General features: G+C 47.6%; 21 protein-coding genes. 6 read left to right on the top strand and 15 right to left on the bottom strand.

Features of this window, described 5'->3' with window-relative positions; all coding sequences use genetic code 11:
• Nucleotides 1-14: 14 nt before the first annotated feature.
• The 5 genes from D6024_RS10965 to D6024_RS10945 form a co-directional block, all read right to left on the bottom strand.
• Nucleotides 15-371: a hypothetical protein gene (locus D6024_RS10965; protein ID WP_121354631.1), complete on the bottom strand. Its 357-nt coding sequence runs from the start codon at nucleotides 369-371 to the stop codon at nucleotides 15-17.
• Nucleotides 372-475: 104 nt separating this feature from the next.
• Nucleotides 476-1,568 (bottom strand): peptide chain release factor 2 gene (gene prfB, locus D6024_RS10960; RefSeq protein WP_205573262.1). Its coding sequence is split into 2 segments (ribosomal slippage): nucleotides 476-1,519 and nucleotides 1,521-1,568, totalling 1,092 coding nucleotides; the frame shifts between segments, so codons are not numbered across the junction.
• A gap of 463 nt (nucleotides 1,569-2,031) precedes the next feature.
• Nucleotides 2,032-2,889 (bottom strand): sigma-70 family RNA polymerase sigma factor, encoded by an 858-nt coding sequence (locus D6024_RS10955; RefSeq protein WP_121354629.1) that lies wholly within the window; start codon nucleotides 2,887-2,889, stop codon nucleotides 2,032-2,034.
• A gap of 237 nt (nucleotides 2,890-3,126) precedes the next feature.
• Nucleotides 3,127-4,425: a prolipoprotein diacylglyceryl transferase gene (locus D6024_RS10950; protein WP_121354628.1), complete on the bottom strand. Its 1,299-nt coding sequence runs from the start codon at nucleotides 4,423-4,425 to the stop codon at nucleotides 3,127-3,129.
• 89 nt (nucleotides 4,426-4,514) lie between these two features.
• Nucleotides 4,515-4,931, bottom strand: coding sequence for a BrxA/BrxB family bacilliredoxin (locus D6024_RS10945; RefSeq protein WP_121354627.1), 417 nt, complete (start codon nucleotides 4,929-4,931; stop codon nucleotides 4,515-4,517).
• A 192-nt stretch (nucleotides 4,932-5,123) separates the two neighbouring features.
• Between D6024_RS10945 and D6024_RS10940 the strand changes: the two genes are divergently transcribed.
• The 3 genes from D6024_RS10940 (at nucleotide 5,124) to D6024_RS10930 (ending at nucleotide 7,596) form a co-directional block, all read left to right on the top strand.
• Entirely contained in the window at nucleotides 5,124-5,558 is a 435-nt protein-coding gene (locus D6024_RS10940; RefSeq protein WP_121354626.1) for an Hsp20/alpha crystallin family protein, read from the top strand.
• A gap of 216 nt (nucleotides 5,559-5,774) precedes the next feature.
• Nucleotides 5,775-7,055 carry a hypothetical protein gene (locus tag D6024_RS10935; protein WP_240410012.1) on the top strand — a complete coding sequence of 427 codons (1,281 nt, stop codon included), beginning with the start codon at nucleotides 5,775-5,777 and terminating at the stop codon, nucleotides 7,053-7,055.
• 145 nt (nucleotides 7,056-7,200) lie between these two features.
• Nucleotides 7,201-7,596, top strand: a complete 396-nt coding sequence (locus D6024_RS10930; protein ID WP_121354624.1) for a hypothetical protein — start codon at nucleotides 7,201-7,203, stop codon at nucleotides 7,594-7,596.
• A 72-nt stretch (nucleotides 7,597-7,668) separates the two neighbouring features.
• On the opposite strand, the gene D6024_RS10925 is transcribed toward D6024_RS10930, so the two are convergent.
• From D6024_RS10925 to rpmI, 3 genes are all read right to left on the bottom strand, one after another.
• A complete protein-coding gene (locus D6024_RS10925) occupies nucleotides 7,669-9,069 on the bottom strand; it encodes a type III PLP-dependent enzyme domain-containing protein (protein WP_121354623.1) in 1,401 nt (466 codons plus the stop codon).
• Nucleotides 9,070-9,183: 114 nt separating this feature from the next.
• The gene (rplT, locus tag D6024_RS10920; protein ID WP_121354622.1) at nucleotides 9,184-9,528 is read right to left on the bottom strand and encodes a 50S ribosomal protein L20; all 345 of its coding nucleotides are present in this window, start codon (nucleotides 9,526-9,528) and stop codon (nucleotides 9,184-9,186) included.
• 88 nt (nucleotides 9,529-9,616) lie between these two features.
• Nucleotides 9,617-9,814: a 50S ribosomal protein L35 gene (rpmI, locus tag D6024_RS10915; protein ID WP_121354621.1), complete on the bottom strand. Its 198-nt coding sequence runs from the start codon at nucleotides 9,812-9,814 to the stop codon at nucleotides 9,617-9,619.
• 286 nt (nucleotides 9,815-10,100) lie between these two features.
• Here rpmI and D6024_RS10910 point away from each other — a divergent pair, with 286 nt between their 5' ends.
• The gene (locus D6024_RS10910; RefSeq protein WP_162944696.1) at nucleotides 10,101-10,907 is read left to right on the top strand and encodes an FkbM family methyltransferase; all 807 of its coding nucleotides are present in this window, start codon (nucleotides 10,101-10,103) and stop codon (nucleotides 10,905-10,907) included.
• Here the strand turns inward: D6024_RS10910 and D6024_RS10905 are convergent.
• Nucleotides 10,868-12,202: a lipopolysaccharide biosynthesis protein gene (locus tag D6024_RS10905; protein ID WP_121354619.1), complete on the bottom strand. Its 1,335-nt coding sequence runs from the start codon at nucleotides 12,200-12,202 to the stop codon at nucleotides 10,868-10,870. The two genes, D6024_RS10910 and D6024_RS10905, sit on opposite strands and share 40 nt — an antisense overlap.
• A 2-nt stretch (nucleotides 12,203-12,204) precedes the next feature.
• Between D6024_RS10905 and D6024_RS10900 the strand changes: the two genes are divergently transcribed.
• On the top strand, nucleotides 12,205-13,350 hold the full coding sequence (locus tag D6024_RS10900) for a glycosyltransferase family protein (protein WP_121354618.1): 1,146 nt from the start codon (nucleotides 12,205-12,207) through the stop codon (nucleotides 13,348-13,350).
• Here D6024_RS10900 and D6024_RS10895 read toward each other — a convergent pair.
• From D6024_RS10895 to D6024_RS10870, 6 genes are all read right to left on the bottom strand, one after another.
• Nucleotides 13,339-14,157: an FkbM family methyltransferase gene (locus D6024_RS10895; protein WP_121354617.1), complete on the bottom strand. Its 819-nt coding sequence runs from the start codon at nucleotides 14,155-14,157 to the stop codon at nucleotides 13,339-13,341. The genes D6024_RS10900 and D6024_RS10895 overlap by 12 nt on opposite strands.
• Before the next feature lie 36 nt (nucleotides 14,158-14,193).
• The gene (locus tag D6024_RS10890) at nucleotides 14,194-14,559 is read right to left on the bottom strand and encodes a hypothetical protein (RefSeq protein WP_121354616.1); all 366 of its coding nucleotides are present in this window, start codon (nucleotides 14,557-14,559) and stop codon (nucleotides 14,194-14,196) included.
• 43 nt (nucleotides 14,560-14,602) lie between these two features.
• The gene (tpiA, locus tag D6024_RS10885) at nucleotides 14,603-15,364 is read right to left on the bottom strand and encodes a triose-phosphate isomerase (RefSeq protein WP_121354615.1); all 762 of its coding nucleotides are present in this window, start codon (nucleotides 15,362-15,364) and stop codon (nucleotides 14,603-14,605) included.
• A gap of 94 nt (nucleotides 15,365-15,458) precedes the next feature.
• Nucleotides 15,459-16,637, bottom strand: coding sequence for a putative sugar nucleotidyl transferase (locus tag D6024_RS10880; protein ID WP_121354614.1), 1,179 nt, complete (start codon nucleotides 16,635-16,637; stop codon nucleotides 15,459-15,461).
• A 174-nt stretch (nucleotides 16,638-16,811) separates the two neighbouring features.
• The gene (locus D6024_RS10875) at nucleotides 16,812-17,060 is read right to left on the bottom strand and encodes a type B 50S ribosomal protein L31 (RefSeq protein ID WP_121354613.1); all 249 of its coding nucleotides are present in this window, start codon (nucleotides 17,058-17,060) and stop codon (nucleotides 16,812-16,814) included.
• A gap of 194 nt (nucleotides 17,061-17,254) precedes the next feature.
• Nucleotides 17,255-17,746 carry a YajQ family cyclic di-GMP-binding protein gene (locus tag D6024_RS10870; protein ID WP_121354612.1) on the bottom strand — a complete coding sequence of 164 codons (492 nt, stop codon included), beginning with the start codon at nucleotides 17,744-17,746 and terminating at the stop codon, nucleotides 17,255-17,257.
• 35 nt (nucleotides 17,747-17,781) lie between these two features.
• Between D6024_RS10870 and D6024_RS26670 the strand changes: the two genes are divergently transcribed.
• Nucleotides 17,782-17,976, top strand: a complete 195-nt coding sequence (locus tag D6024_RS26670) for a hypothetical protein (RefSeq protein ID WP_162944695.1) — start codon at nucleotides 17,782-17,784, stop codon at nucleotides 17,974-17,976.
• Nucleotides 17,977-17,985 lie beyond the last annotated feature (9 nt).

Raw genomic sequence — 17,985 nt, 5'->3', positions numbered from 1 at the left:
AGGGTTAATAATCGCTATTGCACCGCTGCCGTTTCAAATTCAAAAACATGGCCGCTGGTTTGTTTGTGAAGTAACTGCAAGACCTCCGCGGTAACGTTTTTACCGCCGCCAAGGTTCGTAACCAGGCTGCCGATGGTATAGATGATGCCCCAGGGAATTCCCCACCAGCCGAAAAGGAAAGAGATGAGCGTGAAAGGCGTTCCTTTCAAAAACGCACTCTCGTTTTCCCGTATAAAATAAACAGCCGATGTTTTTTTGAACGTCATGACGACCAGGGAAAAGCAATACGAATAGAATACGAACTTTCCTCCGCCGTCAACTTCGTTTTGAATTTGTGAAACCGTCAGGCCGTCGATTCCTTTTATTTTCATATAGCAGTTGTTTGAACGTCAAAATTCAAAAGTTAAACTATAAAAAGGAGTCTTCAATACATCCGCAATGCTTTTGAAATTCGCCTTTTTCGTTTTTACTTCTGCTAGGCTTCCTGTTCTTTTTCCAGCATTAAATAGGCTTTGATAAAACCGTCAAGGTCGCCGTCCATCACAGGTCCGACATTACCAACTTCAAAATCGGTGCGGTGATCTTTGATCATCTTATAGGGGTGGAAAACATAGCTCCGGATTTGCGAGCCCCATTCGATTTTTTTCTTATTGGCATTGGCGGCGTTCTTCAGCTCTTCGCGTTTGCGCAACTCCTCTTCGTATAGCCGGCTTTTCAGCATTTGCATGGCTTTTTCGCGGTTGCCCATTTGCGTCCGCTCGGTTTGGCAAACAACCGTAATGCCGGTCGGAATGTGCGTCAGGAACACCTTCGTTTCCACCTTGTTTACGTTTTGTCCGCCGGCACCACCGCTTCGGGCAGTTTCCATTTTCACCTCGCTGTCCTTGATCTCAATGTTAATGGAGTCGTCGACCAACGGGTAAACGAAAACTGAAGCAAATGAAGTGTGTCTGCGAGCATTACTGTCGAACGGTGAAATTCGAACGAGGCGGTGTACACCACTTTCAGCTTTTAGGAAGCCGTAGGCAAACGGTCCGTCAAACTGCATGGTGCAGGTCTTGATGCCGGCACCATCGCCGTCCACCCAGTCGAGAATGGTCACAGTCCAGCCCTGCTTTTCGCCGTACATACGGTACATGCGGGCCAGCATTTCGGACCAATCCTGGCTTTCGGTGCCGCCGGCGCCAGAATTGATTTGTAAGACGGCGGGCAGTTCGTCCTCGGGTTGGTTCAACGTGCTTTTGAACTCCGCCTCTTCGATGGCAACAAGGGCTTTTTCGTAGGAGGCTTTGACTTCCTCCTCCGTCCCTTCCCCTTCTTTCCAAAACTCGAACAACACGGCAAAATCTTCCACAGCAGCGTCTACCTCGCTGTAGAGATTTACCCAATATTCATTCAGCTTGATTTCTTTCAGGATGGCGGTAGCCCGCTGGTTGTCATCCCAAAAGCCGGGTGAAAGCGAAAGTTGTTTGTCTTGAGTTATTTTTTGTTGTCGGTTCTCGACGTCAAAGAAACCTCCTCAGGACAACCACGCGGTCCCTCATATCCTTAATTTGTTCTTGTGTCATAGCGGGTGCGAAGATAGGCGATTGCAAGGCACCGGCGAAAGATTCTAGCAGATTGTCTAACTTAGAGAAACCGACTTTCTCTCCTACGGATGACGAGCTTGGCAAGTCCTTTGAATGGTAAATGAAGAGCCGCCGGAATTGTTTCGTTTATCAAAAATTCGACACGATGGTTACTTCACACGAAATTTCACTCGTACTTGGCCTGCTGGTTTCCGGATTATTTTACTGGAAATACAAACGGTACGAATCCCAGCTGAAGCGGGATGAAATGCTGAATTCCTTTTTAGAACAATAGGATTCGCTGGTAACGTTTGCAGTTATGCTAAAAAAACAGCCCCTGTCAAAAAAGACAGAGGCTGCTGTAAAACCCATCAAATTTGCTATTTCGAACGTGAGACGTGGGAAGTGAAACGGAATAGAAAAGAAACAAGTTTCACTTCTGTCGCTTGACGCTTCACGTAATTTATCCCAAATATGCTTTTAAGGCGCTGCTGTAACGAGCTTTTTGCAGGCGTTTAATCGCTCTTTCCTTGATCTGGCGAATACGTTCTTTTGTCAGATCGTATTTCTGGCCTATCTGCTCAATAGTCGTCCCATTCTCGCCATCCAGCCCAAAATAAGCGTTCACGATCTCGGCTTCACGCGGGGAAAGTGATTTCAGCACGCGGCGGATCTCGTTGCGCAATGAATCTTTCATCACATCATCATCCGTATCGTCGCTGCCTTCCAGGAGATCACCCATGGCCACATCTTCCGCTTCGTGAACTGGTGCATCGAGGGAAGTATGGCGGGTATTGCTTTGGAAAATATTGTTGATCTCGGTCTCACTCATTTCCAGGATATCTGCAAGCTCTTCGGTAGAAGGCTCCCGCTCGTGTTCCTGCTCAAACGCCATGTAGGCTTTGTTGGCTTTGTTATAGGTACCGATTTTGTTTTGGGGCAAACGAACCAGGCGGCCCTGCTCGGCCAATGCCTGTAAGATCGATTGACGAATCCACCACACAGCGTAAGAAATGAACTTAAAACCTTTGGTTTCATCAAAACGCTGGGCGGCTTTAATCAAACCAAGGTTTCCTTCATTGATCAGATCGCTCAGTGACAAACCCTGGTGTTGATATTGTTTGGCTACCGATACCACGAAACGCAGGTTGGCCTGAACCAGTTTGTCCAATGCACGCTGGTCACCCATTTTGATGCGCTGCGCCAGAGTCGTTTCCTCTTCAGGGGTGATCATCGGGATCTTGGAGATCTCCTGAAGGTACTTTTCTACGGCTTGCGAATCCCGGTTGGTAATTTGGGTAGCAATTTTAAGCTGCCTCATAAATTAAATCCTTAGTTATATAGATGAATAAATAAATGACAATGTACTGTAACAGATCGTTGCAATGAAAAGGTTAATACTGCCCAAGACTGTCTGCAAAAGTACGCTCCAAACGGCAAACCTCATAGCCGCCTGACACATTTTCTTTCTACAAATATTGTACTACAACAGTTTTGCCGGAAATGCGGCCCCGTTAAGGCTTATCAAAAATTTTCCGGGGTGGGGTTCAGAACTTATTCACACTTTCCTGAGGTTGGCCCGGTTCTTTTGAAGGAGAAAAATCCAAATGGCAGCGCCGGCGATCATCAGCCCAAAAGAGATAACCTCCGCCTGGGTGGGGTGCATTCCCAGAAAATTCATCCGGTTGTTGACCCTGATCTTTTCGATCAAGAAACGCTCAAATCCATTCAGGATAAGGTAAAGGCAGAACAATGCGCCATAAGGCCGCATCTTTTTCCGCACTGCCCACAGGATAAAAAACAGGACTGTACAAAAAAGGATTTCATACAAGGGTGTGGGAAATACTGGAATCACCAATCGATTGCAATACATATCGTTACAATCCGCAATCGGCACACCCGTCTTGTTGACATTATGCGGGTAGTGGAAGGCAACCATCCAGTTTGGCAGAAACCCGAGAAAACCAGGTTTTTCAAAACTTTTGTGCGGAATAGAATCCAGGCTGCCGTAATGCTGCAGGAAATAGCTGGCCCGGGAAGAAACGGTATCCTTAAAATCGGTTGGCTGCGCCAGGACGACATGGTTGGTTGAATCAACTTTGTAGGCACTGTTGTAAATGCCCCAGTCGCCGTCGCCGGCGGTCTGGCAACCAATCCGGCCAATGGCATAGGCGATCATCAGCGACGGTGCAATGGCGTCGGCAAGATGGCGTATGCTGAATTTGTTTTTCCTGGCATAATAAATAATGGCCAGCGCGGCGCAGATCAGTCCTCCATAAAACGTCAAACCCCCACCGGAAAAAATATAATCGGAAGGGTGTTGCAGGAAATCGCTCCAGTTTTCGAAAATATCAAAAAGCTTGGCGCCCAACAGTCCAACGATGAGGGCAATAACGGTAATGTCTCCCACCCTGTCGTGCGGCCAGATGCGAACCGTCCGCTCTTCCGGGCTTTTCAGTTGCTGCTTGCGGCGTTCGCGCCATTTCATCCAAACAAAAAACCCACCGGTAAGAAGCCCGAGCCATAAACTACCGTTTTTGGAAAAAATATAAGCCTGCGGATCCTGCACGGCCGTAGAGCCGATAAGGAAAAGCGCCAGGATTTTAAACCCGAAAAGAAATCCCAACAGGAAATTGACGATCAATTCACCCGGTGTGGCCGGACCGCCGACAACCAGTTTCCGTTCGGTTGGCTGAAACAGGCCCTCTTTGCTCTTCCGGCGCAATTCCTTTGCTAACAGGGCAGCCGCCACGAGAAAAGCAATTGCCACAAAAAAGCCAAAAGAGTTGATGAACCGCAGAAAGCCAATCTTGATACCAAATAAATCGTCGAAAACGTAATAGAGGTTAGGATACATCGGGAGGGTTTAAACGTGTAAAGTTTAAGGTTCAAAGTAGATTAGCCACTGTAAACCTTAAACTTTAAACATGAATCAGAAACATTGCCTTAGTTGCAATAATGTTCAAATGCAGCAATGAGGTTATGAGCGATCATTTGCGCCGAACGACCCTCAATTTGATGACGCTCAATAAAGTGAACCAGCTCGCCGTCCTTAAACAAGGCGATCGCCGGTGAAGAAGGCGGGTAAGGCATCAGGTGCTGACGCAGGGTTTGAATAGCATCAATGTCGTAGCCGGCAAAAGCCGTTGTTAAATGGTCCGGCTTTTTCGGCGTATTGGCGACGGCCATCAACACACCGGGACGGGCCGTACCTGCCGAGCAGCCACAAACGGAATTGATCATTACCAGCGTGGTACCTTTTTCCTTCAACTGCGCTTCCACTTCTTCGGGGTTCAATAACTCCTTGAACCCATTTTCGGTCAGCTCCTCTTTCATGGGTTGCACTATCTCTCTTGGATACATATCGAAAAAATTTTGGCAAATCTACGAAACTGAAAGAATTGCCTGAAAGGAATAACATTTTGTACAATATGACAGAAGCAAAAGAATCAAAATGCTGTTCTGGCAGGCTTTTCAACGAAATCAGCACCCGGTACACAGTTTGAAAAACAAGAACGGAAACCAAACTTTTCATAACCAAAAAACTTTTTACCTATGACAGTTGTACGTTATAAAAACAGGATCAACGGCGAGCCGGCTTTTAACAATTTGCTAAGCGACCTTTTTACGCCTTTTCCGTCTTTGAATAGAGACGAATTCAAACAAGCAGTACCGGTAAATATCCGGGAAACCGAAAAGGAATATTTTTTGGATATCGTAGCACCCGGACTGGCCAAAGAGGATTTTAAGATCGATATTGAAAACAATCTTCTTACGGTTTCAGCGGAAAAAAAGGAAGAGAACGCAGACGCCAATCAAACCTTTGTTCGCCGCGAATACAGGCACAACGCATTTAAACGCTCTTTTACATTGGACGAAAAGATTGACACAGAGGCGATTTCTGCACAATATGTTAATGGTTTTCTGACAGTAAACCTTCCGAAGAAAGCAGAAGTCAAACCTGCAGTAAAACAGATTTCTGTTCAATAAAAAATAATTGACCGATTTTCTCATAAGCAGTTGGTTTTGGTTTATCGACCCCCGTTTCTACGGGGGTTTACTTTTTTGCACCTATCCATTGCCGGTAAAAAGGCGCTGGGAACAAGTGTCAAACACAGCGGTAATCGCCGGCCGATACCGAGCCCTTCCTTTTGCAGGCAAATCATGTTTTCCAAACCTTCTTAATTTCTGTATTTTGCAGCCACGATGATGTGCGAAAATTTGCGAAAACTGGTTGGCGTTTTTCTTTTCATCCTTTTCCAGTTTACCCTTTCAGCTCAAGACGATAGTGTTCAGATGCCGCCCGTTGATACAATGGTCCGTGTACCCGCCGGTGATACGTCGCTGCGCATCGTCAACCTGAACCCCTATTTTACCTTGCATGTGGATTCGTCGCTGCTGTACCAGCTTCAAATCAATAAAAATCCTGAAAATTATTTCTGGTACCTGAAAAATGCCCCTGTCGGCCTCCGCATTGGTAAAGACAATGGGCTGATTTCCTTTAGAGCAGAGAAAAGTTACTTCCTTTCCGGCCGACTGAAATACGACGTGACGTACAAAGTCGCCATTGGGGTTCAAAACCTGTATGACCCTTCAGACCGGAAAGACACCAGCTTTAACATCGTTTTCTTCAATACTGAAATTATCCCCTCCCAGGTGAAACCAACCGTGGGCGGAACGATCTGGATTGATGAAGCGGAAACGATCAGTTTTAAAATCCTTTGCGAAACGGGCAGCTACCCGATCGAAAACCTGATCATGACTTCCTCTGTACCCATTACCGGTTACCAGAGCGTACAAAAATGCGGCGACGATTTTACCTGGACACCCGGTTACGACTTTGCCAGGGAATCCGACTCAGCAAAAGTGCGCCCGGTGCTGCTTAGCTTTATCGGCAGTACCAAAATGGGGCAGCGGGACACGGCTACCGTTCGGATCATCGTGCGGGATGCACTGAACCAGGTGCTGGCAAGAGAAGAATATAACCAGGTCGTAAAAAGCATCAACAAGTACGTGCTTCAGTTAAAATATACCTTTCTCCAGTTGGATAAAAAGCTGAAGCGCACCAAAAACACCCGTGTCGTTTTTGATCTAACTTCCGCCTCTACGTCGCTGACCGGTACGGTGCTTTCGACCTCGGGCAATTCGGAAGACCAACGAACCGGCAAAATCCTGCCCAGCGTGGGTCTCGCCCTTGTTCCAATCAAAGAAGCATCAGTTCCTAACAAGCCCATCGATCAAAACCAGGCATCTGTTATTCGTACGTCCATTAAACGGCTCGAATACATGCTCCAGGACAACCAGTTGATTGGCGAAAAAGATCCCGATATCATGAAAAAGATCAACAAGCTGAAGGATGAATTAAAACAAAGCCAGATGCAGCTCATCGACGTGCCGCTGGAGTTTACAAACGACATGTCAGAAGAGGAATTGAACCGCTATTTCAACAGCCCTAAAGTGCAGCGCAAGTACCGCCTGAAAGGTTAAAGAAAGTACGTTTTTTAGCTTTTTCTACCCCCGCTCCCGCCCGTACAGGAAGGCAATGTTAATATTGCGCAAACCCGCCACAGAAAAGGGTTTCAGTAAAATTTTGGCGACAAATTTGACGTTAATCATGTAAACAAACCGATACATGAAAAACATCAAATTTCTATTGGGGCTTTTGACCGTTGTGCTGATCATGACCAGTTGTGTCACCACACAAGGCGCCGCAGACGATGAATACCTGGACACCCGGGGTACGCAGCGTATTGGCAACCGTGTTTACATGCAGGATCCCTACTATGGTACCGTCGTACTGGAGAGAGATCCATACACCGGCCGCTACTATGATGTTACCTATGGTTCTGGATACGGAACAGGATACAGCAGAAGTTATCCCTATGGCGGATACAATCGTGGTTATAACAGAAGCTATAGCAGAGGCGGCGGCGTTTATCAGCGCGGCGGAACCGTGCAGCAAGCTCCATCCCGCGAAGAGATCAGGCAGAACAGAGACGAAGCCCGCAGAAAAGTACTAGGCAACTAACATGTTCGCCGAACCTAAAAAGCAAATCCCCGATAACCGGGGATTTTTATTTTATAGCGAACGTTGTTCTTTTTACTTGATATAGCCTAAAATCTTCAGCATGCTTTGTGCGGATTGCTCTTTGGCATAAACCCAGTCTTCGAGCTTCCCGTTTTTATCGTACTCGATGATGACGTGTTTCGGAGAAGGGATCAGGCAGTGCTTGATGCCCCCATAGCCGCTGATCTGGTCCTGGTAAGCCCCGGTATGGAAAAAGCCCACATAAAGCGGCTCGCCGCCATTAATCTTAGGCAGGAAAACCTCGTTGATATGCTCTTCGGAATCGTAGTAATCATGGCTGTCGCAGGTTATACCGCCCAGGACGACCCGCTGATATTCATTTTCCCATTTATTAATCGGTAACATCAGGAACTTCTCTCCAATGCCCCAGGTATCAGGGAGGGTCGTGATAAACGACGAATCGATCATGTACCAGTTTTCGCGGTCGTTCTGCACTTTCTCGCCAATCACACTGTAGATATGGGCCATGCTTTCACCCACTGTATAGCTGCCAAATTCCGTGTAAATATTCGGCATCGGCACCTTGCTGCGCTTGCAGGCCGCCTTGATATTGCTGACGATCTCGTCGATCATGAACTGGTAATCGTATTCAAAACCCAGGGAGTGCTTGATCGGAAAGCCGCCGCCGATGTTCAGGGAGTCCAGTTCAGGACAGATTTTGCGGAGCTGGCAATACAGGTTGATGATCTTGTTCAGTTCAGACCAGTAATAAATGTCGTCCTTGATGCCTTTGTTCAGGAAAATGTGGAGCATTTTCAGTTGAAACTTGTCCTCGTATCCTTCGATATTGTCGACATAAAACTCGAGAATGTCTTTTGCACGGATTCCCAGGCGGGAGGTGTAAAAAGGAAAGGTGGGCTCTTCTTCAGCCGCTACACGGATCCCAATTTTGAAAGGCACCCGTACCGACTTGCGGTAGGCCAATAATTCATCCTTGTTATCCAGCACCGGGATGACATTTTTAAACCCGCCATTCAACAACTGCGCAATGCGACGCGTATACCCTTTTTGTTTAAACCCGTTACAGATGATGAAGATATCTTTCGTGATCTTCTTTTTCTCGTAGAGCTTCTTGATGATTTCAATGTCGTACGCATAGGATGTTTCCAGGTGAATGCCGTGCTTGAGCGCTTCCTCCACCACAAAGCTGAAATGCGAGCTCTTGGTGCAATAGCAATAGTAATACTCGCCCTCGTACTTGTGTTTTTTGAACGCTTTGGCAAACATATCCTTGGCCTTGTTGATCTGCATGCCGATTTTGGGCAGATACGTTAGCTTCAATGGCGTTCCGTACTTTTCAATGATGGCTTTTAAGTCAAGACCGTTGAAGTGAAGGTAACCGTCTTTAACATCCAGTCCGGGCTGCGGAAAATTGAAAGTTTGCTGAACGAGATCAATGTAGGTATTGTTCATTGACAGTTGAAATGGGTTATTCCTTTTTAAAAGATTTTGGCAAAAGTAGGATATATGCAAAAAGAAAACCGTCCTGAAATTCCAGGACGGTTTTCAACAACGAGTCGCGGCGACTTATTTCACCTGAGCAACCAGCGCTTTGAAGCTTTCTGCGTTGTTCATGGCCAGGTCTGCCAGTACTTTACGATCGAGGGTAATGCCTTTGTTGTTCAGGGCATTGATGAACTGCGAATATGTCATCCCTTCTTCGCGAACGGCCGCATTGATACGGGCAATCCACAGACGACGGTATTCTCTTTTCTTCAGTTTACGACCTACATAGCTATAGGTCATCCCTTTTTCAACGACGTTTTTGGCAACGGTGTATACGTTTTTCCGCTTGCCATAGAAGCCTTTGGCTTGCTTTAAAATTCTCTTTCTGCGTGCTCTTGAAGCAACAGCGTTTACGGAACGAGGCATATCTGAATTAGTTTAAAGTTAAATGAATGTGGTTTTGGCTATCAGCAGTCAGCTTTTTCCTGGTTGCTGACGATCCACGGCTGACCGCTTATTTCAGCGCTAAAAGGCGTTTTACAAAATCCAGGTTGGCTTTTGCTACCACGCCGTCCTGGCGCAATGAACGCTTCCGCTTTTTCGATTTTTTGGTCAGGATGTGACGCTTGAAAGATTTCTGGTGTGTGATTTTTCCAGTGGCCGTTACTTTAAATCTTTTTTTGGCGCTGGAGTTTGTTTTAACCTTCGGCATTTTACGAATGCTTTATTGTTCAGCCCTTGAGGCGATTCTCACAGGAGAATACTTGGGGAGCCTGTTCGGAGCAATGCCTTCCGTTTTCCGGAAGAGGCGCAAAGATAAGCGGGCCGATTGAAATTTTCGGGAAGAATTTTGTTAAGTCCTTCCTGTTTCGATGCTTGTGCAGCCCCCAATTTCCTGTGCTTCCGGGAAAACAGAGGCATCCTGTACAAAATCCTCCGGCAATTCGCCAATAACAAAAGGCTGCACAACACAGGATGAATACATTTGCCAACATCGCATGAAACAAAGGATCAAAGAACGCTTGCTGAAATGGGGCTGGTTTTACCCTCTCAAATACAACCGTATAACCCTGTGGCTGCGGCAGGCCTTGCCGGGGAAATGGCGGGACGAACTGCAAAGGGAAACCCGGTTTTACCGTTCCTTTCTTCCACCCTGCCAACTGATTTTTGACATTGGCGCCTACGATGGACACAAAACCGAGGCTTTCCTCCGCCTTGCGAAGAAGGTTGTTTGTTGTGAGCCCGACCAGCATAACTTTCGCATCCTCACACTGCGTTTTCTTGGATTAAAGCAAAGAGTTGTTTTGCTGAACAAAGCCCTTGCGGCCACCGCATCAACACTCGATTTCTTTTCGCCGGCAGAAGGCTCCGCTTTTAACACGGCCAGTGCCAAATTCAAATCCCTGGCCGAAAGCACCGGTGCGCAAAAATGGGGCGAAGAGGTTCTGTTCCCCCGCAAAACTGCGGTTGAAGCCGACACGCTGGACAACCTCATTAAAACGTTTGGTCGTCCCGACTTTGTCAAGATCGACACGGAAGGCTTTGAGCTGGACGTTCTAAAAGGCCTATCTCAACCCCTGCCCTGCCTTAGCTTCGAGTGCATCTACCCGGAATACAAACCCGAGTTGCGGGAAATCCTGTCGAGACTGGAAGGCTTCTGTCCTGAAGCGGTTTCTTTTAACCTTGCTTTTGACGAAGCACTGCTGCTCCCGCATTTCACCACCAAGGAAAATCTTTTGACTTTTATTGAGGAGAGGCAATTACCCTATTTTGAAGTGATAGCCCGTTGCTCTTTGCCAAGTTGATACTGCCGGAACGCAAACAGGCCGGTCGCCAGAAAATAAACAATACTTCCGCCCAATACTGCCAGGGCGGCGCCCCGGCTGCCCATGTCCGGTACCCAAAAAAAGGCCAGTAGAAATGTTGCAATCACATTGGCGGCCAGGCTTGCCAGGGAAAGCCGCTCGTTTTGGCTTACCATAAAATAAGCGTTAAAAGGCAGCGATAGTGAATAAACCAGGTGTGAGCAGGAAAGAATGCGCAGCGCCGGAAAGCTTTTCCGGTACGACTCGCCAAAAATCCCGAGGATGCTTTCTCCAAAAAGCAGGATTACCAAAAAAACAAAGGCCGTCATTCCAAAGGAAAATACCGTAATCCTGGCCGTTGTTTGAAAAATCCGGTCCTTGTTATTGCCGGCATACTGCTGCGAAAGCATGGTATGAATCACCAAATTGATGGCGGTGAGCGGATAACCAACCAGGTCGCCAATGCGGGCAGCCAGGTTGTAATAACCGACTTCCTGCGGCACAACCTGTTGTGAGAGAAAAATCAGGTCGAGACGTGTACTGAGCAGGTAAAGCAGCGAAATACCCAAGAATGATAAGTTTGACTTAACCTCCGGCTTTAAAAACTCTCCGGTAATCGCCTCCATGCTTGTGATCTTGCGAAGCCGCCGGATTAAAAGCAGGCAAACGGCAAGTAGGGAAAGCAAATGCACCAGGAGGATGCTCTCAAAAACCACATGGCGTTGTAGCAGGTAAAAGGCAAAGATCCCGGCCAGCACGAGCCCGGGCCGAACGATTTTTTCGAAAACCTGTCCCAACCCGATTAGGTTGACCGAGCGGAAAAAAGCCTGCAGGAGCGTAAACAACGTCGTTAACGCCAACACCGCGAAGAAAAGGACTTTGTAACCGGCGATCACGGGTGGCAAAAGATTGGCAAGGAACAGGAGAATCACCACTGCCACCACGACCACAAACACAAAAGAAGTCAGTTTAAGAGCCTGTTGCAACAGGGGCCGGAGAGATTGGTTCCGGCTTTGTAGCTGCGGCACCTTTGCAATGAAATAATCATCATAGCCAAAAACAACGAGCACCAGAAACAGGTTTACCCACACAGTGATAATGCTGTAGTTCCCGTAGGCCGTTTCCCCGGCAACACGGATTAAGAGATAATTGGTCAGGAAAACCAGGGCGACGCCTGCAACGTTCATCACACCCAACCGTACAACACGATAAAAAACGGGCTTGAGTGCATTGAAGTCAACAAAAGCTTTCGTTTTTTTGAGCGACCGAACAAAAGAAAAATGGTGAGCCGACATTTATGAAGATTGCAATATACGAACCAATCCATCTCGACTGGGTCCTTCCCTATTGCGAGTTTTTTTCTCATCTGTCGCACGACGTTTCCTTCTTTACGTCCGACGCGTTTGAAGCCGACCTCAAAACCGTTCTTGGTGCCAACTATTCCCGCTTCACATTTTATTACTTTCGTTTGGACGAGAGCCGGCATGTGTTTCGTCACAAAATCAAACACTTTTTTTTATCCCAATCCTGGGATGTCATTATTCTCAACAGCATCGATTTCCGGCACCTCTTACTCTTTGAAGCCATCCGGTCCGGCACGGCAACGGTCCTCATTAATGTTCACGACATCAACAACTTTTTCCGGAGTCCGCTATCGCCTCATCCCCGGAAATTGGTTCGAACCATCGGCAAACGCCTGCTGCTAAAAAAGGCCGGTGGATTTATCGTAAATGCCAACGCGATGAGAGACTATATTTTGTCGAACCAGTTAACAACGAAACCCGTTTACTGGCTGCCGCCGGTGATTACCCGGGCAAAACCACCGGCCGGAAGACCGGAAGTACCGGTCCTTACTGTGCCGGGTTCAATCGATGAAAAACGGCGTGACTATCACCTGGTGCTTCAGGTTTTTCAAAAACTGGCAAAAGCGCTGTCGTATAAAATCAGGTTTGTACTCGCTGGCCGGCCCGTGGGAGCTTATGGAGAGACGATCCTGGCAAAAGCTCGGGAACAGCAGCGCAAGGGCATTGCTATCACGTTTTATACGGATGAAATACCCGAGGCAACATTCCAGGATCTCATTTCCCGGAGCAGTTTGTTGTGGTCTCCTCTGTGTAAAAGCACTGCCATCCACGATGCCATTAAGGAAACTTACGGCCAGACAAAAGTGAGCGGCAACATGTACGATGCCATCCGCCACGGGAAGCCACTCCTCGTTCCGGATTGGCTCACCGTTCCAAACGAGCTAGGGTCAAGCTGCATCCGGTACGCATCGGCCAATGAAGCTTTCGACCTGGCCAGCCAATTTTTTCTTGGGGACGAATACTTTTTGCGCCTTTCCAATGAGGCCTTCCTGAATGCGCAAAACTTTTCGTTGGAAAGAGGGATCGCCACATTGAATCAAATGCTAACCGGCCTCGCAGCCGCAAATTCACGTCCCTAAACCGGCATGGATGTCCACCCAAAAAAGCAGGTTTTTATCCCTGCACACTTCGCGGTATTCAGCAAAGTGAAAGGCAAGAAGGTCTTTTGCTTCTGCATAACTAGACCACACGCCACCTAATCCGTTGGACGGGTAACCGGAAAGTTCACTGTCCGCAGGCAAATGAAATTTTCGCCGGAAATGATCGCGGGGCGACAACCGAAACTTTTTCCAGATAAATTCCCGTACGCCGCCCGGAATGGTTTTGCGATATCGGTAATAGGACTGCCTGGAAAGAACAACCAGGTTTTCCTGGTCAACCAGTTTAAACTGCGTATAGCCGAATTGGTGCAATGCCTCCAGCGTATCAAACAGTTTTCCTGTATGCATTTCAAGCTCCGCAACGGAATGGCCACTCACTTCGACAGAAACCCAGGACGGACGATAGTTTCCTATGGAATGAAGCGCCACCAGGTCCGAACCTTCGATATCTATTTTGCAGTAAAACGGTTCACCGAATTTGGCAAAAAGGGTATCAAGGCGTTGCGACTGCACCTTTGTGGCAATGGCCTGTGCCGATTCGAATACAGAGCTCCGGCTTGTATCCCGGGCAAGGTAGAAATTGATGCATTGGTCATCGGTCGAGCTAACGGCACAGTGAACAATGCTGAAATCGCCAGCCTTTATTTCCGCCTGAAGCCGCTTTTGCAGTTCTGCCGTCAGCAATTCGTTGGCTTCCACGGCAACCACCCGATAGCCCTGTTTCAGATAAACAAAGCTGTCATCGCCGCGGTGGGCACCAACGTCAAAAATCAATGCTTTGGGCATACAGAGAGAACGGTCATGAAGGCCTGCACTGTCCGGCTATGCAGGCAGGATCCGGATAAATTCTTTCCGGCGGATGTAATACAGAAAAAGAATATAGCCGATGGGTAACAGGCTGAAAAATTGCAGCAGCCACACGCCGGAGGTGGCACCCATCGCAAAAAACATGAGCATAAAAATGAGCCCGCCAACCAGCACGTCGTTGTCGATGGCGCAAACAATGTTGAAGTACGAAGTCTGTTGCCGGTACTTCAGTTCAAGGGGTTGCGTTATGTGAAAACCATCGGTCACAACGATCCGTGACGGATTGGTGGGCATGGTAACCAGGACCGGGTTGTTTTTGCGAAGCGGATAAATATGCATCCCGTTTACCACGAGCCGCAGCTTTAAAAATCGCAGGAGCACATGGTTTTTTTGAACAACAACGATCTTGTATTGGGTTGATGGTTTAATGCTTTAATGCTTTGATGATCTGGATAAACTCTGACGCATTGAGAGAAGCGCCGCCGACCAGGCCGCCATCGACATCGGGTGAACCAAAAAGTTCATTTGCATTGGCACCTTTCACGCTGCCGCCGTACAAAATGGAAACGTCATTCGCGACATCCAGGCCCCACTTCTCCGCCAATACAGAACGGATAAACGCATGCATTTGTTGCGCCTGTTCCGCTGTTGCTGTTTTACCGGTCCCAATGGCCCAAATGGGTTCGTAGGCAATGACGATCTTCTTCATTTCCGAACCGGAAAATTCGAACAGCGCCTTTTCCAGTTGTTCCCGGACGAAGTCGTTTTGTTTTCCCTTTTCCCGGACATCCAGCGCCTCGCCGCAACAAAAAATCGGCGTCACGCCATGATCGAGGCAAAGAGCCAGCTTTTGCTGCAGGATTTCGTCGATCTCCCCGTAATATTCGCGTCGTTCGCTATGGCCGATTATGCAATGGTCGATCCCAATGGAGCGAAGCATTTCTACGGATACTTCGCCGGTATAAGCCCCGCTTTTCTTGTTGCTGCAGTTTTGCGCAGCTACAGCGTAGCCTTGCTGTGTTACCCGTTCTTTTGCCATCATCAGGTAGGGAAAAGGCACCGCAAAAATGACCTGCTGGTTGGCGCCGGGTTGCACGGCTTCTTTTAAAATATCATCCAATAAACCTTGCGCTCCTTCCAGCGTGAGATTCATCTTCCAGTTCGCTGCTGCAATTTGTTTCCGCATTGTGTTGGTAGTTTACTATGTAAATAAGAAAATTAAAAAATCGAAAATCCCGAGAACGCCAAACGTGTATTTGCAGGTTTGGCTGTTTCCAATTTTAATAGTGGTCAAAGATATGTTTCAGGATCGTTTTTTCTGCTGAAGTCAGTGCGCTCCCCTTCAGGAGTTTCCAGTTATTGATATCCGCAAGGGCTTTCTCAAATTCATACCGCTGCAAGCCGTCGCTGCCCCAGGCAAATGGAGGAATATATTTGGGTGTAAGGCCATTGCCATACACATTCACACAGGTGCCAATCACGGTACCCGTATTAATGGAAGTATTGATCGCCGTGCGGGAATAGTCGCCCATCAGCACACCGCATTTCAGCCCCACGTTGATGGCGCCGCCTGGCGTCCACACAACCACACCGGACGCATTGTTTTTTATGTTGGAATTGGAGGTGCCGGCGCCCCAGTTGCACCACTCGCCAATCACGGCATCACCCATATAGCCATCGTGCGATTTGTTGGAATTTCCAAACATCACCGAGTTTTTAATTTCTCCCCCTGCCGTGCATTTGGGCCCGATGGTGGTACCGCCATAGATTTTTGCTCCCATCTTCACCACGGCGCCTTCGCAGATTGCCAGTGGACCGCGAAGCAGGGCACCTTCCATGACCACGGCATCTTTCCCGATATAGATCGGTCCTTCCTGGGCGTTCAGGTAACAACATTCCACGACCGCCCCTTTTTCAATAAAGACATTGGATGGGTTGTTGACATTGTTTGTTTCCGAGATTTTCTGCGATTTCCGTCCCTCTGTCAGCAGGGCAAAATCCTGCTCGATGGCCCAGGCGTTCAGCTGAAAAATATGCCAGGGCAAACTGATCTCCTTCAATTCGCTTTCAATCTCTACCGGCTTTCCCATCTTGATGTTGTTTTCATCCAGCACTTCTTTTTGGGAAATGCAGTAAACAAAACTTTCGCGGTCGGGCACCGCCAGGAACTCACCGGGTTTCAACTTTTTTACCTGCTTGACGATTTTTTTGGTGGGGAGCACATTCCCGTGAATGAGGTAAACCCGGTCACCACCAATCACTTCGCTGATCTTCACCGCCCTTTCCAGGTCTTTGTAGTCTTCTTCAAACTTATCGAAGGAAGGGGCCTGGAGGGCCGTTTCCCATTTTTCCCGGATGGTTAAAATGCCGACACGAATGTCCTGAACCTGGCGGGTCAGGGTGAATGGGAAAAGGTTACCCGGGTTGCAAAACTCTTCGGTAAAAACAATCTTATACATATGACTGGATGCTTGTCTTTGGTGATCTATTACCGTTGATTTGTCTCAATTCTCCGAAGGTAAAAGAATTTACCTATCGAAACGGCAACTGCGCTCACCCGGAAGCCTGCCATCCAGCCAACAAAAAAATCCCGCCTGGAAAGGCGGGATAGTCTGTTATGAAAACTGCAACAGTTATTTCTTTGCGTATTTTTTCTTGAACTTGTCGATACGGCCGGCAGTATCTACCAACATGTTTTTACCGGTGAAGAAAGGGTGAGACGTATTGGAAATCTCCAATTTGATCAGGGGATATTCGTTTCCATCTTCCCATTTTACGGTTTCTTTACTTGCTGCGGTAGAACGGCTTAAAAAGCTGTGCCCGTTACTCATGTCTTTGAAAACCACATAACGGTAATTTGCCGGATGAAGACCCTTTTTCATAAAAATGATTTTATAAATATCGTGTGATTGCTTGAATTGAAGGCGCAAAAGTAAGTAAACCCTTCTAAAAAATTACACACCCGGAAAACTTTTTTTGTTAAGCAGATGTTGAAAGAGATCGTTTTCGAGTTCACTTGTTCACACGTTCACGAAGCGGGGAACCCGGTTTGTGGTCCCCAAACCCCTGAACCAAATTAGCTTCGCATGTTCTCAAACTGGAGCGGAATACCCAAGTCCCAGCCTTTAGCGGCCTGGATAACGGTCTGAAGGTCGTCAATTTTTTTCCCTGTCACCCGAACCAGGTCGTCCATGATCGCGGCCTGCACCTTCAGCCCGCTGTCTTTGATTTGCTTGACGATCTTTTTGGCATCCTCCTGCTTCAGGCCGTTGCGTACCTGCACTTCTTTTTTCCACACTTTGCCGCTTTGGTAGCCATCCTTCGACGTATCGAATGCCTCGGGGGCAATCCCCTGCTTGTGCGCCCGGTTGATGAGCACATCGATCAGCTGCCGCATTTTCATGTCGTCGTCGGTTTCGACGTTGAGCTTGAAATCCTTTTTGTTCAAATCAATGACAATATGGGCATTCTTAAAATCGAAGCGATTGGTAATCTCTTTCTTGGTAACGTTCACAGCATTGTCGAGTGCCTGTGCGTCTACTTTGGAAACAATATCGAAAGAAGGCATAAGGGGTTGTGGTTTTGGGCGTTGAAGATAGGAAAATGAACAGAAGAACAGATGAACAAGGAGGAAAGAATATTGAAGTGAAATCCTCTGTTCATCTCTCTTCCCAACAAAGCAAGCTTCCTGAGAAGAGAGGGAAAGATGCCCTAAAACCCTTCGGCATTCATCATCCCTTGTTTGGTATTCGAAAATCAAAAGGCTCCTTTGGAAAAAGGAGCCGGTTTTGCACATGAGAAAAATAA

This window comes from Flavisolibacter nicotianae, from assembly GCF_003628535.1.
In the GTDB taxonomy this organism is placed as follows: domain Bacteria; phylum Bacteroidota; class Bacteroidia; order Chitinophagales; family Chitinophagaceae; genus Flavisolibacter; species Flavisolibacter nicotianae.
Note: the sequence above shows the minus strand (reverse complement) of the source record. Positions and strands in the feature narration are given on the sequence as shown.